Source organism: Streptomyces sp. NBC_00887, from assembly GCF_045207585.1.
Map to the genome: position 1 here is coordinate 4,771,391 of NZ_CP108788.1, position 15,430 is coordinate 4,786,820.

12 protein-coding genes are annotated in these 15,430 nt (G+C 67.1%); all 12 read right to left on the bottom strand.

Annotation, left to right across the window (positions count from 1 at the left end; translation table 11 throughout):
• Position 1 precedes the first annotated feature (1 nt).
• Positions 2-1,123, bottom strand: a complete 1,122-nt coding sequence (locus OG844_RS21610) for a hypothetical protein (RefSeq protein WP_406392383.1) — start codon at positions 1,121-1,123, stop codon at positions 2-4.
• Between the two features lie 207 nt (positions 1,124-1,330).
• Positions 1,331-2,527 carry an ABC transporter ATP-binding protein gene (locus OG844_RS21615; protein WP_406392384.1) on the bottom strand — a complete coding sequence of 399 codons (1,197 nt, stop codon included), beginning with the start codon at positions 2,525-2,527 and terminating at the stop codon, positions 1,331-1,333.
• Positions 2,517-3,494 (bottom strand): ABC transporter ATP-binding protein, encoded by a 978-nt coding sequence (locus OG844_RS21620; RefSeq protein ID WP_406392386.1) that lies wholly within the window; start codon positions 3,492-3,494, stop codon positions 2,517-2,519. The genes OG844_RS21615 and OG844_RS21620 overlap by 11 nt, the downstream gene beginning before the upstream one ends.
• A 13-nt stretch (positions 3,495-3,507) precedes the next feature.
• Complete coding sequence (locus OG844_RS21625; protein WP_406392387.1) at positions 3,508-4,488, bottom strand: ABC transporter permease; 981 nt, start codon at positions 4,486-4,488, stop codon at positions 3,508-3,510.
• Positions 4,481-5,404, bottom strand: coding sequence for an ABC transporter permease (locus OG844_RS21630; protein WP_351181845.1), 924 nt, complete (start codon positions 5,402-5,404; stop codon positions 4,481-4,483). The genes OG844_RS21625 and OG844_RS21630 overlap by 8 nt, the downstream gene beginning before the upstream one ends.
• Positions 5,405-5,492: 88 nt before the next feature.
• Complete coding sequence (locus OG844_RS21635; protein ID WP_406392388.1) at positions 5,493-7,124, bottom strand: ABC transporter substrate-binding protein; 1,632 nt, start codon at positions 7,122-7,124, stop codon at positions 5,493-5,495.
• A gap of 161 nt (positions 7,125-7,285) precedes the next feature.
• Positions 7,286-8,428 (bottom strand): dipeptide ABC transporter ATP-binding protein, encoded by a 1,143-nt coding sequence (locus OG844_RS21640; RefSeq protein ID WP_351176206.1) that lies wholly within the window; start codon positions 8,426-8,428, stop codon positions 7,286-7,288.
• Positions 8,421-9,479 (bottom strand): ABC transporter ATP-binding protein, encoded by a 1,059-nt coding sequence (locus tag OG844_RS21645; protein ID WP_406392390.1) that lies wholly within the window; start codon positions 9,477-9,479, stop codon positions 8,421-8,423. The genes OG844_RS21640 and OG844_RS21645 overlap by 8 nt, the downstream gene beginning before the upstream one ends.
• A gap of 11 nt (positions 9,480-9,490) precedes the next feature.
• Complete coding sequence (locus OG844_RS21650) at positions 9,491-10,435, bottom strand: ABC transporter permease (protein ID WP_406392392.1); 945 nt, start codon at positions 10,433-10,435, stop codon at positions 9,491-9,493.
• On the bottom strand, positions 10,428-11,357 hold the full coding sequence (locus OG844_RS21655) for an ABC transporter permease (protein WP_406392394.1): 930 nt from the start codon (positions 11,355-11,357) through the stop codon (positions 10,428-10,430). Before OG844_RS21655 ends, OG844_RS21650 begins: the two co-directional genes overlap by 8 nt.
• Positions 11,358-11,476: 119 nt before the next feature.
• Positions 11,477-13,105 carry an ABC transporter substrate-binding protein gene (locus OG844_RS21660; RefSeq protein ID WP_406392396.1) on the bottom strand — a complete coding sequence of 543 codons (1,629 nt, stop codon included), beginning with the start codon at positions 13,103-13,105 and terminating at the stop codon, positions 11,477-11,479.
• Between the two features lie 444 nt (positions 13,106-13,549).
• Positions 13,550-15,424: a translational GTPase TypA gene (gene typA, locus OG844_RS21665; protein WP_406392398.1), complete on the bottom strand. Its 1,875-nt coding sequence runs from the start codon at positions 15,422-15,424 to the stop codon at positions 13,550-13,552.
• Between the last annotated feature and the right edge of the window lie 6 nt (positions 15,425-15,430).

Below are 15,430 nucleotides of genomic sequence, written 5' to 3' on the forward strand. Positions count from 1 at the left end.
GTCACCAGGCGGGCGGCGGGGACGAGGGCGGCGGAGGGCCGAATCCGCCGCCCGGCGGCGGCCCGTAGCCGGGTCCCTGGCCGGGCTGCTGCGCCTGCGGGTAGCCGTATCCCGGAGCGGGGCCCCGGCCGGGTCCCTGCGGGTAGCCGTAGCCGTCGCCGGGCGGCGGGCCGAATCCGCCCGCCCCGTAGCCGTCGTAGCCCCTGCTGTCGCCGTCCGCGTCCTCGAAGCCTCTGCGGGACAGCGCGATCAGTCCGGCCGCCCCGGCGAAGGCGAGGAAGAACGAGGTCAGCACGACGAGCTGGTACTCGGTCCCCAGGTCCCCGAAGCGGTCGAGCATCTCGTGGTGGACGGCCCGGGCGATGCCGAGACCTCCGGAGAACAGCAGGAACGCGGCGGCGATGATGCCGAGCGGCCGGGCGTGGACCGCGTGGAAGAGCGCGGTGAACGCGACGACGAGGCAGAGCACCGCGAGAGCCACGCTGCTCCAGCCGGGCGGCGCACTGGTCAGTTCGACCCGGACGGCGTCCCCGCCGATGAACCAGTCGGGATACACGACGGAGGGCAGCGTGACGAACTGGCGGATCTCCCAGGCGATCAGCACGGCACCGGAGGCGCCGAGCACCAGGAAGGCGACGACCGCGGCTCCCTGGCCGGGCCGGGTGGGCCCCGGTTCGTAGAAGTCCGCGGACGGCCTGCGGCCCGCCGCACCGGTGACGATGAGCGCGAGCCCGGCGGCCAGCGCGACGAAGGTGCCGAGGAGGGCGCGGGTGCGCAGCTCGTCGCTGTAGCGCCCGTCCATCCAGGAGGCGCCGGTGGTCCAGACGCCGGGCATGCGCAGGGCGAGCGTGACCACGCCGGTGGCGACGAGCGCCGAAGCGGCCACCGATGAACGCAGGGCGGCGCTCGTGGCGAGGATGTACACGGCGAGGAGCACGATGTCGGACTGCGCCGTCGCGGGCATCGATGCCGGCCGCGCGTCGGTGTAACCGGCCCAGTAGCGAAGCAGGTCCAGCGGGTCGCCGACCGCCCGGACGTCCCGCACGATCCAGCTCGCGACAATGACGCCCAGTACGGCGCACAGCACCGCACCGGTGATTCTGGCTCCCCGGGTGAGTATCACCCCAGCGATACTCCACCGCGGTCCGCCGTTGAACAAGGGGACCTGTGGGGAAAGGCGGGGAACGGGAAACCGGCCGGGGCGACGTGATGAGCACCCCGGCCGGTTCACGGCACCCGCACGGCCGTACGTTCTTCATGGTGGTGCGTTCGTATATCGGTGCGGCGACAGTCAAGTTGCCTGCGTGTTAACGAATGTGATGCCCTTTTATCATTTCTTTTCTCCCGGGTCGTCCTTGTACGGGGACGGCGGCGCGTCCTGCGGTTCGGGGGTCTCCAGGATCCCCTCCGGCGGTACCACCTGCTTCTCCTCGGCGAAGTGACAGGCCGAGTCGTGCCTGGCCGGTGTGTCCGTCTCTCGGAAGACCGCGGGGACCGCCAGCAGCGGCACCTCCAGCTCGCACCGCTCCTGCGCCTTCCAGCAGCGCGTGCGGAAGCGGCAGCCGGACGGGATGTTCGCCGGGGACGGGACGTCGCCGTGCAGGATGATCCGCTCGCGGTATTCGCGGGCCGTCGGGTCCGGCACGGGGACGGCGGACAGCAGCGCCTGCGTGTACGGGTGCGTGGGGTGGTCGTAGATCTCCTCGTCCGTGCCGATCTCCACGATCCGGCCGAGATACATGACGCCGACCCGGTCCGAGATGTGCCGGACGATCGACAGGTCGTGCGCGATGAACAGGAAGCTCAGACTGAACTCGGCCTGCAGCCGGTCGAGCAGGTTGACCACCTGGGCCTGCACCGACACGTCGAGCGCGGACACCGGTTCGTCGGCGACGATGATCTCCGGGTTGAGCGCGAGGCCGCGGGCGATGCCGATGCGCTGGCGCTGGCCGCCGGAGAACTGGTGCGGATACCGGTTGATGTACTCCGGGTTCAGACCGACGACATCGAGCAGGTCCTGCACCTTCTGGCGCCGGCTCCCCTTGGGTGCCACCTCGGGGTGGATCTCGTACGGCTCCCCGATGATGTCGCCGACCGTCATGCGCGGGTTCAGCGAGGTGTACGGGTCCTGGAACACCATCTGGATGTTGCGCCGCACGGCCTTCAGCGCACGGCCGGACAGCTTGGTGACGTCCTCGCCCTTGTACCGGATGGCACCCCCGGTGGGCGGTTCCAGGTGCACCAGCATCTTGGCGACGGTCGACTTGCCGCAGCCGGACTCGCCCACGATGCCGAGCGTCTCGCCCGCCGCCAGATCGAAGTCGACCCCGTCGACGGCCTTGACCGCCCCGATCTGCTTCTTGAAGAGGATGCCCCGGGTGAGCGGGTAGTGCTTGACGAGGCCGCGCACCTCCAGGATCGGGTCGCCCTCCGCGTACGGGCGCGCGGGGCGGCTCTCGCGCGCCTCGGAGACCAGGGTGGAGCCCCCGGCGGTGACGCCCCTACGGCTCGGGTCCTCAGCGTGCATCGAGCGTCTCCTTCCAGAAGTGGCAGGCGCTCCGGCGGCTTTCGTCCACGGTGTACAGCGGCGGCACGTCCGTACGGCACACGGCCTGGGCCATCGGGCAGCGGGGGTGGAAGGCGCAGCCGGGCGGGATGTGCAGCAGGTTGGGCGGCAGCCCCTTGATCGCGTACAGGTCCTGGCCCTTCTGGTCCAGGCGCGGGATCGACCGGAGGAGGCCCTTGGTGTAGGGGTGGGCGGGTGCCTTGTAGATCTCGTGGACGGGCGAGGTCTCGACGATCCGGCCCGCGTACATCACGGCGATCTTGTCGGCGACGTCGGCCACCACACCGAGGTCGTGGGTGATGAGGATCAGCCCCATGTTCAGCTCGCGCTGCAGTTCGGCGAGCAGTTCCATCACCTGGGCCTGGACCGTCACGTCGAGGGCGGTGGTCGGCTCGTCGGCGATGATCAGCGAGGGTTCCAGGGCCATCGCCATGGCGATCATGATGCGCTGGCGCATACCGCCGGAGAACTGGTGCGGGAAGTTCCCGACCCGCTCCTTGGCTGCCGGGATGCGCACCCGGTCCATCAGCTCGATGGACTTGGCCTTCGCGTCCTTGCGGGACATCCCGCGGTGCACGACGAACATCTCGCCCAGCTGCTGCCCCACGCTCAGCACCGGGTTCAGCGAGGACAGCGCGTCCTGGAAGATCATGGCCATCTCCTGGCCGCGGACCCTGCGCCGTTCCTCGCCCTGGAGCTTCAGCAGGTCGCGGTCCTTGAAGAGGATCTCGCCCCCGCTGATCTTCCCGGGCGGCATGTCGAGGATTCCCATGATCGCCTGGGCGGTGACCGACTTGCCCGAACCGGACTCGCCGAGGACGGCGAGCGTCTCACCCTCGGCCACCGAGTAGTTGACCCCGTTGACGGCCTTGGCCACCCCCTCGCGGGTGTGGAACTCCACGTGCAGATCGCGCACTTCGAGCAACATGGCAGCGGGCTCCTCAGCGCAGCTTGGGGTCGAGGGCGTCGCGCACCGCGTCGCCGAGCATGATGAAGGCGAGCACCGTGATCGCCAGCGCACCGGCGGGCCAGAGCAGCATGTGCGGCGCGTTGCGGACGTACTGGGAGGCGGCGGAGATGTCGATGCCCCAGGAGACGGCCGGCGGTTTCAGGCCCACACCCAGGTACGAGAGGGTCGCCTCCAGCGAGATGTAGGTACCCAGTGCGATCGTCGCGACGACGATGACCGGGGCGATGGCGTTGGGGGTGATGTGCCGCAGCATCATCCGCGAGTTGGAGGCGCCCAGGGCCCGCGCCGCCTGGACGTAGTCGTTCTGTTTGACGGTGATGACGGAGCCTCGTGCGATGCGGGCGATCTGGGGCCAGCCCAGCAGCACGATGAAGCCGATCACGGGCCAGACGGTGGAGCTGGTGACCACGGAGAGGAAGACGAGGCCGCCGAGGACGACCGGGATGCCGAAGAAGACGTCCGTGATGCGGGAGAGGACGGCGTCGCCCTTGCCGCCGTAGAAGCCGGCGAGGCCGCCCAGCACACCGCCGAGCAGGGAGACACCGAGCGTGGAACAGACGCCGACGGTGACCGAGGTCCGCGCCCCGTAGACGGTACGGGTGTAGACGTCGCAGCCCTGTCCGTCGAAGCCGAAGGGGTGACCGGGCTGGGAGCCCTCCTGGGCCTTGCTCAGGTCGCAGTCGAGCGGGTCCTGGTCGGTGATCAGCGACGGCCAGATCGAGATGATCACCAGGAAGAGGATGATCAGCCCGGAGATGATGAAGACCGGGTTGCGGCGCAGATCGCGCCAGGCGTCGGACCACAGGCTGCGCGGTTTGCCGGAGGGACCGGTCCCCTGCGGGCCGCCGGGCGTCTTCTCCAGGGTGGTGCCCTCGTCCACCGCCAGGTCCATCGCACCGCCGGCTCCGGCCCCCGAGATCGCTTCGTCGAACGGCTGCTGCGGCTCAGGCATAGCGGATCCTCGGGTCGAGTACGGCGTACAGGAGGTCGACGATCAGGTTCGCCGCGAGGAAGACGAGGACCAGCACGGTGACGAATCCGACGACGGTCTGCGTGTTCTGGCGCAGGATGCCCTGGTAGAGCTGGTAGCCGACCCCGTGGATGTTGAAGATGCGCTCGGTGACGATGGCCCCGCCCATCAGGGCGCCCACGTCCGTACCGATGAAGGTGACGACGGGGATGAGGGAGTTGCGCAGCAGGTGCCTGACGACGACCCGGCGCCGGGGAAGCCCCTTGGCCACGGCGGTACGGACGTAGTCGGCGCGGGCGTTCTCGGCGATCGAGGTCCGGGTGAGGCGGGTGACGTAGGCCAGGGAGACGGAGGCCAGGACGAGGCCGGGGACGATGAGTTCGTCGAGCGGTGCCTCGGGGGAGACGGAGGGTTTGATGATGCCCCACTCCACACCGAGCAGGAGCTGGAGCAGCAGACCGGTGACGAAGGTGGGTACGGCGATGACGACGAGGGTCAGGATCAGCACCCCGGTGTCGACGGGCCGCCCGCGGTGCAGTCCGGTGACGACGCCGAGGCTGATGCCGATGACGATCTCGAAGACGATCGCGACGACGGTGAGGCGGATGGTGATGGGGAAGGCGGTGGCCATCAGCTCCGTGACCTCCTGCCCGTTGAACGCGGTGCCGAAGTCCCCGGTGAAGATGTGGCCCATGTAGGTCAGGTATTGCTGCCAGACCGGTTTGTCGAGGCCGAATTCGGTGCGCAGCTGGGCGGCGGTCGCGGGGTCGCACTGGCGGTCGCCGCAGAGGCCCGCGATGGGGTCGCCCATCACGTTCACCATGAGGAAGATCAACAGCGTGGTGCCGAAGAAGACGGGGATCATCTGCAGCAGCCGCCGGATCACATAACGTCCCATGAAGGGCTCCGGGGGTCGGGGCGAACGGCGGAGGGACCGGGGAGCCGGGCGGCCGGTGCGATGGTCCGCACCGGCCGCCCGGCTCGGGTCACTTGACCTTGATCTGGTCGTACACCGGGACGCTGAAGACGTTCAGGGCGACGTTCTCGACCCGGTCCGAGTAGCCGGCGCTGCCGTTCTGGTACCAGAGCGGGATGACGGGCATCTGTTCGGCGAGGATCTTCTCCGCGTCCTGGAAGGTGCTGACGGCCGTGGCCTTGTCCTCCTCGGCGTTCGCCTTGTTGACCAGGCCGTCGAACTCCTCGTTGCTCCACTTGCCGTCGTTGGACGGGGCGTTGGTGTAGTAGAGCGGCTGGAGGAAGTTCTGGATGAGCGGGTAGTCCATCTGCCAGCCCGCACGCCAGGCACCGGTCAGCTTCTGGGTGGACACCTGGCTGCGGAAGTCGGCGAACGTGCCGACCGGGCTGCCGACGCAGGCCTTGTTGTTGCCCATGACGTTGTTGATGCTGTTGCAGACCGCGTCGACCCATTCCTTGTGGGAGCCCGTGTCCGCGTTGTACGAGATCTTGAGCTGGCCGCCGGGGATGCCGCCGCCGTCCTCGATCAGCTTCTTGGCCTCGGCCTTGTTGTACTCGCACGGGTCGCCGCACAGGCCTTCCTTGAAGCCGCCGTCCTCACCGAGGACCGGGGAGGTCCAGTCGGAGGCGGGGGTGCGGGTCTTCTGGAAGATCTGGTCGGTGATCTGCTCCCGGTTGATGGCCATCGACAGGCCCTGCCGGACCTTGACCGCGTCGGGCGTGTTCCACGCCTTCACGTAGAACGGGAAGGCGAGCGTCTGGATGATGCCGGCCGGGGTGTTGATGTACCGGTCCCCGAGGTCCGCCTGGACGTTCTTGAGCTGCGAGGCGGGCACATCGTCGACCAGGTCGAGGTTGCCGGCCGTCAGGTCGGTGTAGGCGGTGTTGTTGTCGGTGTAGACCTTGAGGTCGATTCCGCCGTTCTGCGCCTTGTCCGTGCCGGGGTAGTCGTCCCACCGGCGCAGGTTCATCGAGGAACCCTTGGCGTACGAGTCGACGGTGTACGGGCCGTTGCCGACCGGCTTGGACAGCCAGGCGTCGTGGTCCGAGTAGAAGGTCTTGGGCAGCGGTACGAAGGCCGCGTAGCCGAGGGTGTCGGGCCAGAGCGAGAACTTCTGGGTGAGCTTGACCGTGAAGGTCGTCGCGTTGACCACCTTGAGGCCGGAGAGGGTGTCGGTGGCGGCCTTGCCGGCCTCGGGGTGGGCCTTGTCGTAGCCGTCGATGTAGGCGAAGAAGTACGCGTTCTTCTGGTTGTTCTTCAGCGCCGCGCCGTAGTTCCAGGCATCCACGAACGACTGCGCCGTGACCTTCTCGCCGTTGCTGAAGGTCCAGTTGTCCTTGATGGTGATCGTGAAGTTCTGCGAGTCGGTGGACTCGATCTTCTCGGCGATCTCGTTCTCGGCCTCGCCGGTCTTGGGGTCGTACCGCACGAGCCCGCGGAAGAGCATGTCGAGGACCTTGCCGCCCTGCACCTCGTTGGTGTTGGCCGGCTCCAGCGGGTTCTGCGGGTCGCCCCAGGAGGAGCTCACGATCCCGTCCGCGCCGCCACCGCCACCGCTGTCGTCCCCGCCGCCGCAGGCGGTCGCCGCCAGGGCGACGGCGACCGCGCATGCGGCCCACCTGGCGTGTGTGGCTCCGCGCATGGAGTGCCTCCTAGGGTTCCCGTGAGTAGCTCAATGCCTCATATCACCTCATATGGCACTGCGTCGCATGTTCATGTCCGCCGTACGGGGACCGGCCCGAACGCACGAAGACGCCCGGCCCCCTGAGGGGCCGGGCGTCTTCCGTTCAGCTGACCGACGAGCTACGCCGCGTGCACGACGTCCTTCTCCTCGGCGAAGTGGCACGCCGACTCGTGCGCGGCCGGAGTGTCCGAGGCCTTGAAGCGCTCGGGGATCGCCAGGAGCGGCACCTCGGTGGCGCACTTGTCCTGGGCCTTCCAGCACCGCGTACGGAAGCGGCAGCCCGACGGCGGGTTGGCCGGCGAGGGGACGTCACCGGTGAGGATGATCCGCTCGCGTCCGTCACGGGCACTCGGGTCCGGGACCGGGACCGCCGACAGCAGCGCCTGGGTGTAGGGGTGCGTCGGGTGGTCGTAGATCTGCGTGTCCGTACCGATCTCGGCCATCTTGCCGAGGTACATGACGCCGACCCGGTCCGAGATGTGCCGGACGATCGACAGGTCGTGCGCGATGAAGAGGTAGGAGAGGTTGAACTCGTCCTGGAGCTTCTCCATCAGGTTGATGACCTGCGCCTGCACCGACACGTCGAGCGCGGAGACCGGCTCGTCGCAGATGATGATCTCCGGGTTGAGCGCGAGGCCGCGGGCGATGCCGATGCGCTGGCGCTGGCCGCCGGAGAACTGGTGCGGATACCGGTTGATGTACTCCGGGTTCAGACCGACGACGTCCAGGAGGTCCTGCACCTTGCGGCGCCGGTCACCCTTCGGGGCCACCTCGGGGTGGATGTCGAAGGGCTCCCCGATGATGTCGCCGACCGTCATACGCGGGTTCAGCGAGGTGTACGGGTCCTGGAACACCATCTGGATGTTGCGGCGCACGGCCTTCAGCGCACGGCCGGACAGCTTGGTGATGTCCTGGCCCTTGTAGAAGACCTCACCGGCGGTGGCCCGCTCCAGCGTCATCAGGAGCTTGGCGACCGTGGACTTGCCACAGCCGGACTCGCCCACGATGCCGAGCGTCTCGCCCTGGTAGAGATCGAAGGAGATCCCGTCCACGGCCTTGACCGCGCCGACCTGCTTCTTGAACAGGATGCCCTGGGTCAGCGGGAAGTGCTTGACCAGGTTCCGCACCTGGAGGATGGGCTCCCCCTGCGAGACCGGCGCGTTGATCGCCGCTACGGCCTCCGACTCGCTGGCCGCGTTGACCGTCGCCACTTCGGTGACGTTCGGGGTGGCGTCCACGGACTCCTTCTCGAGGTCAGCCATGGATCGTCTCCTTCCAGAAGTGGCAGGCGCTGCCGCGGCCGACCAGCTCGGTACCGTCCTGCTCGGTGACCGGGCGCAGTGCCGGGATCTCCGTACGGCAGATGTCCTGCGCCATCGTGCAGCGCGGGTTGAAGGCGCAGCCGGACGGCACGTGCAGCAGGTTGGGCGGCAGGCCCTTGATCGCGTAGAGCTCCTGGCCCTTCTGGTCCAGGCGCGGGATCGACTCCAGCAGACCCTTGGTGTACGGGTGCGCGGGGCGCTTGTAGATCTCGTGGACCGGGGCGGTCTCGACGATCCGGCCCGCGTACATCACGGCGATCTTGTCGGCCACGTCGGCGACGACACCGAGGTCGTGCGTGATCAGGATCAGGCCCATGTTGAAGTCGCGCTGGAGCTCCGCGAGCAGGTCCATGACCTGCGCCTGGACGGTCACGTCGAGCGCCGTGGTGGGCTCGTCCGCGATGATCAGGTCGGGCTCCAGGGCCAGCGCCATCGCGATCATGATGCGCTGGCGCATACCGCCGGAGAACTGGTGCGGGTAGTCGTTGACCCGCTCCTTGGCCGCCGGAATGCGCACCCGGTCCATCAGCGCGATGGCCTTGGCCTTGGCGTCCTTCTTGGAGAGCCCCTGGTGCACACGGAACATCTCGCCGAGCTGGTAGCCCACGGAGAGCACCGGGTTCAGCGAGGACAGCGCGTCCTGGAAGATCATGGCGATCTTCTGGCCACGGATCTGCCGACGCTCCTCGTTGGACATCTTGAGCATGTCCTGGCCGCGGAAGAGGATCTCACCCTTCGGAATGCGGCCGGGGGGCATGTCCAGGATGCCCATGATCGCCTGAGCGGTCACGGACTTGCCGGAGCCGGACTCGCCGAGCACGGCGAGGGTCTCGCCCGCGCTGACGCTGTAGTTGACGCCGTTGACGGCCTTGGCCACGCCGTCACGGGTATGAAATTCCACGTGCAGATCGCGGACTTCGAGCAGCGGGCCGCTCTCGTCGTCGGAACCACGCGGAGCAGGAACATCCGCTGTCTTGTCGATGATGGTCATGTACGCCTCCCTCAGCGCAGCTTGGGGTCGAGGGCGTTGCGTACCGCATCGCCGAGCATGATGAACGCCAGAACGGTGATCGACACCATGACCGACGGGATGATCAGGACGAACGCGGCGTTACGCAGCTGCTCCTGGCCGGAGGAGATGTCCACACCCCACGACACGGTCGGTTCGGCGAGACCGATGCCCAGGAAGGACAGCGTGGCCTCGGCCGAGATGTAGCCACCGAGCGCGATGGTCGCGACGACGATCACCGGGGCGATCGCGTTGGGCAGGATGTGACGGAGCAGGATGCGGGTGGTCGAGGCGCCCAGCGCCTTGGCCGCCATCACGTAGTCGGCCTGCTTGATCGTCAGGACGGAACCGCGTGCGACACGGGCGATCGAGGTCCAGCCGAGGAAGGCCAGGGCCAGGATGACGACCCAGATGTGGCGCTCCGCGAACGAGGTCAGGACGACCATCGCGCCGAGGATGAAGGGCACGCCGAAGAAGATGTCGGTGACCCGGGAGAGCAGGGTGTCGATCCAGCCGCCGAAGTAGCCGGCGAGCATGCCGACCACCGTACCCAGGATGGTGACGAGGGCGGTGACGACGACGGCGACGGTGATCGAGGCACGCGCGCCGTAGACGACACGCGCGTAGATCGAGCGCCCCTGGATGTCGTACCCGAACCAGTCCTCCTGGAAGAAGTTCCCCCACTTGGGCTTCTGCAGGTAGTGGTGGGCCAGGTCCGCGTAGCGCGGGTCGGCGCCGGTGAACAGGCCGGGGAAGACCGCCATGGTCAGCAGGAAGACGATCAGGACGGCCGAGACGACGAACAGCGGGCTGCGTCGCAGGTCGTGCCAGGCGTCCGACCACAGGCTGCGGGGCTTGCCCACCTTGGCGGCGGGAGCCGGTGCGGCCGTCGCCTCGGGCAGCTGGCCCGCGGTGGTTTCCTTGAGCGTCTCAGGCATAACGGATCCTCGGGTCCAGGACCGCGTAAAGCAGGTCGACGACCAGGCTGGCGACGAGATAGACGATGACGATCAGCGTCACGATGCCGACGACCGTGGCACCTTCGCGGTGCCTCAGCGCGTCGAAGACGGCGGAGCCGACACCCTTGACGTTGAAGATGCCTTCGGTCACGACCGCGCCGCCGAGCAGCGCGCCGAGGTCGGTGCCGAGGAAGGTGACCACGGGGATCATCGAGTTGCGCATGAGGTGGACCCCGACGACGCGGCGCCGGGGCAGCCCCTTGGCCACAGCGGTCCGCATGTAGTCGGAGCGCAGGTTCTCCGCGACCGAGGTACGGGTCAGTCGCGCGACATACGCGAGTGACAGGGACCCGAGCACGACCGCGGGCAGGATCAGCTCGTCCCAGGTGGCTTCCATGCTCACGTTGGGCTCGACCCAGCCGAGCTGGAAGGCGAAGAAGTACTGGCCGAGGAAGCCCAGTACGAATGACGGCACGGAGATCAGCAGGAGCGTCAGTACGAGCAGCCCGCGGTCCCGGAAGGTGTCGGCCTTCAGCCCGGCGAAGATGCCCATGGAGATACCGACGAGGACCGTGAAGACGAAGGCAAACAGGGCCAGTCTGACTGTGATCGGGAACGCTTCCGAGATGATGTCCGCCACCGGTCGGCCACTGGCGATCTGCGTGCCGAAGTCACCCTGGAAGAGGCCGACGAGGTAGTTCCAGTACTGGTGCCAGAGCGGTAGGTCGAGACCCAGCTCCTTCTTCATGTTCGCGATCTGCGTCGGGTCGACGGTCTGCTCACCTGCGAGCGCGCGCACGGGATCGCCGGGCAGCGCGTACATCATGGAGAAGACCAGCAACGTTGATCCGAGGAAGACCGGGATCATCTGGAGCAGTCGCCGCGCGACATAACGCCCCATGTTTGCCTCCGATTTAGGGATAATGCAGCCCAGGGGCCGCTCTCCGGATTCGAAGAGCGGCCCCCGGGACCTACTGCCTGTGTGGGCGGCTGACGGCCTGGTGGGGGCCCTCAGGCGTGTTACTTGACGACGGTGACTTCGGTGATGTTGTAGTCACCGTGGAAGTCGACCGTCACGTTGTCGACCGACTTCGAGTAGCCGCCGTTGGTCTTGTACTCCCAGAGCGGGATCGCCGGCATCTTCGTCAGGACGAGCTTCTCGGCCTCCTGGTAAGCCTTGATCGACTCGTCCAGGGTCTTGGCGTTGTCGCCCTTCTTGAAGGCCGCGTCGACCTCCTTGTCGGAGAACCGGCCGTTGTTCGCCTCAGCGGTGGTGCCGTACAGCTCCCGCAGGAAGTTGACGTTCATCGGGTAGTCGGCCACCCAGCCACCGCGGTACATCGACTTGACCTGGTCGTTGTCACGCGCTTCCAGGTCGGTCTGGAAGTCCGGCTTGGCGTCCGGGATGCAGTCCACACCGGTGGAGTTGCGGATGGACTCGCAGACCGCGGTCACCCACTCCTTGTGGCCACCGTCGGCGTTGTACTGGATCCAGATCTTGTTCTCCGGAACGCCGCCGCCCTCGGTGACGAGCTGCTTCGCCTTGGCCGCGTCGAACTTGAACACGTCGGTGCCCAGGTCCTGGTTACCGGCAACGCCCGGGGGCGTGAAGCTGGTGGCGGGCTTGCGGGTGCCGTTGAGCACGGTCTTGGTGATCGTGTCGCGGTCGATCGCCATCGACAGACCCTGCAGGACCTTCGGGTCGATGCCCTTGAAGGTCTTCGAGTAGAAGGTCGGGACCAGCGACTGGATCGCCGCGTACTCCTGGTCGATCGCGCGGTCGCCGAGGTCCTGCTTGTACTTCGGCAGGTCCTTCGGGCCGACCTGGCGGATCATGTCCAGGTTGCCGGAGAGGAGGTCCTGGTACGCGGCCTCGACGGTCGCGTAGTTCTTGAAGAGGACACCCTTGTTCTTGGCCTTGTTCGGGCCCTGGTAGTCAGGGTTGGCCTTGACGCGGATGAGCTTCTTGTGGTCCCACTTCTCGAAGATGTAGGGACCGTTGCCGACCGGCGCCTGGCCGAACGCCTTGGTGTCCTTGTAGAACACCTCCGGCAGGGGGGCGAAGGTGGTGTACCCGAGCTTGTACTCGTAGTACGGCACGGCGGTGTTGAGCTCGATCGTGAAGGTCGTGTCGTCGACCGCCTTCAGACCGGACATCACGTCGGACTTGGGGTCACCCTTCTCGGGGTGGACGTCCGCGTAACCCTTGATGTCCTCGAACCAGAAGGCGTTCTGCTGGTTGTTCTTGATGTTGGCGTACCAGTTCCACGCCTTGATGTACGAGTCGGCGGTGACGGGGGTGCCGTCGTGGAACTTCCAGCCGGCCTTGAGCTTGACCGTCCACGTCTTCGAGTCGGTCGTCTTAACGGACTCGGCGTTCGTGTAGACGATGTTGCCGTCGGCATCGAAGTCCAGCAGCTGCGTGAACAGCGACTGGATGACGTAGCTGCCGAGCGACTCGTTCGTGTCGGCCGGGATCAGCGGCTTCTGCGGCTCGCCGACGTCGATGGACACGTAGCCCGCAGGCTTGCCCTTCTCCGTCGAAGCCGTGTCCTTGCTGTCGTCACTGTCGCCGCCGCCACAGGCGGTCGCGGCCAGGGCGATGATTGCCGCTCCCGCGACCCACTTGGCGCTCTTGGCACCGCGCATGGGTTTCCTCCTCATGAGTCCACTTTTGACTACAAGAGGGGCACTGGAGAGATCCACCGACACCCCTGACGGTGATCGTTTCAGTGCCCCGAGTGTGCTCGTGAGTCCGCACTCCCCACAGTGCGTCGACCCATTGACCCGAGCTCAATGGAGCCAACTATTAAGGAACACCGACCTGTAAACCACACTTAAAGGGTCTCGGTTTGACAACATCAGGAAGTCATGGTTGACCGAAATCCGGACAAAGGGATCCCAGACAGACACCCGCGAAACGGACCGTTAACACATGTTCCGGAGAGCGACCCCCGATATCCGGACACCTCGGTCAGAAAAACCGATTGACGAAAGGCCCGGGCCCCCACAGTCTCTGCGGGGGCCCAGGCCTCATGTCAATGGCTAGTGCAGGCGGTTCACCGACCGGAGCGGACGCTCCGGATCAGTGGGTCAGCCGTTCTTCGCACGCGAGGCCGTACGGCCTCGCTGCTTCTGGTCCAGGACGACCTTGCGGATACGGACCGTCTCCGGGGTCACCTCGATGCACTCGTCGTCGCGGCAGAACTCGAGCGACTGCTCCAGGGAGAGCTTGCGCGCCGGCACCACGTTCTCCGTGGTGTCCGCGGAAGCCGCACGCATGTTGGTGAGCTTCTTCTCCTTGGTGATGTTCACGTCCATGTCGTCGGAGCGCGAGTTCTCACCGATGATCATGCCCTCGTAGACCTCGGTGGTCGCCTCCGTGAAGATGACACCGCGCTCCTGGAGGTTGACCATCGCGAACGGCGTCACGACGCCCGCACGGTCCGCCACGAGCGAGCCGTTGTGACGGGTGCGCAGCTCGCCGAACCACGGCTCGTGGCCCTCGAAGAGGGAGTGCGCGATGCCCGTACCGCGGGTCTGGGTCAGGAACTCCGTACGGAAGCCGATGAGGCCGCGGGAGGGGACGATCCACTCCATGCGGACCCAGCCCGAACCGTGGTTCGTCATCGTCTCCATGCGGCCCTTACGGGTCGCCATGAGCTGCGTGATGGCGCCGAGGTGCTCCTCGGGCGAGTCGATGGTCATGCGCTCGATCGGCTCGTGGGTCTTGCCGTCGACCTGCTTGGTGACCACCTGCGGCTTGCCGACGGTGAGTTCGAAGCCCTCGCGGCGCATCGTCTCGATGAGGATCGCCAGCGCGAGCTCACCGCGGCCCTGGACCTCCCAGGCGTCGGGGCGCTCGGTGTCCAGGACGCGGAGCGAGACGTTACCGACCAGCTCGCGGTCCAGACGGTCCTTGATCTGCCGGGCGGTGACCTTGTGGCCCTTGCCGCCCTTGCCGACGAGCGGCGAGGTGTTCGCGCCGATCGTCATCGAGATCGCCGGCTCGTCGACCGTGATCAGCGGCAGCGCGATCGGGTTCTCGAGGTCGGCCAGGGTCTCGCCGATCATGATGTCCGGGATACCGGCGATGGCGCAGATGTCGCCCGGGCCGGCCACCTCGGCGGGCTTACGGGTGAGCGCCTCGGTCATCATCAGCTCGGTGATGCGCACGTTGGACATCGTGCCGTCGCGCTTGATCCACGTGACCGTCTGGCCCTTGCGGAGCTCGCCCTGCTCGACGCGGCACAGCGCGATACGGCCGAGGAAGTTGTCGGCGTCCAGGTTGGTGACGTGGGCCTGGAGGGGCGCGTCGGCGTCGTACTCCGGGGCCGGGACCGCGGAGAGGATCGTGCTGAAGAACGGCTCCAGGCTGTCGCTGTCCGGCGGAACCGTGCCGTCCTCGGGCTTGGTCAGCGAGGCGACGCCGTCACGGGCGCAGGCGTAGACGATCGGGAACTCGATCTGGTCCTCGTCGGCGTCCAGGTCGAGGAAGAGGTCGTACGTCTCGTCGATGACCTCGGCGATCCGGGAGTCCGGGCGGTCCGTCTTGTTGATGCACAGGATGACCGGCAGCCGGGCCGTCAGCGCCTTGCGGAGCACGAAGCGGGTCTGCGGGAGCGGCCCCTCGGACGCGTCCACGAGCAGGACGACCGCGTCCACCATCGACAGGCCTCGCTCGACCTCACCACCGAAGTCGGCGTGGCCGGGGGTGTCGATGATGTTGATGGTGATGACGTCGCCGCCATCTTTCGGGTGGTACTTCACGGCCGTGTTCTTGGCCAGGATCGTGATGCCCTTCTCACGCTCCAGGTCGTTCGAGTCCATCATGCGTTCGTCGAGGTTCTCCGCGGCGTGGGCCGCGAAGGCGCCCGCCTGCTTGAGCATGGCGTCGACCAGCGTGGTCTTGCCGTGGTCGACGTGGGCGACGATGGCTACGTTACGGATGTCGTGGCGCGTGGGCATGGGTGG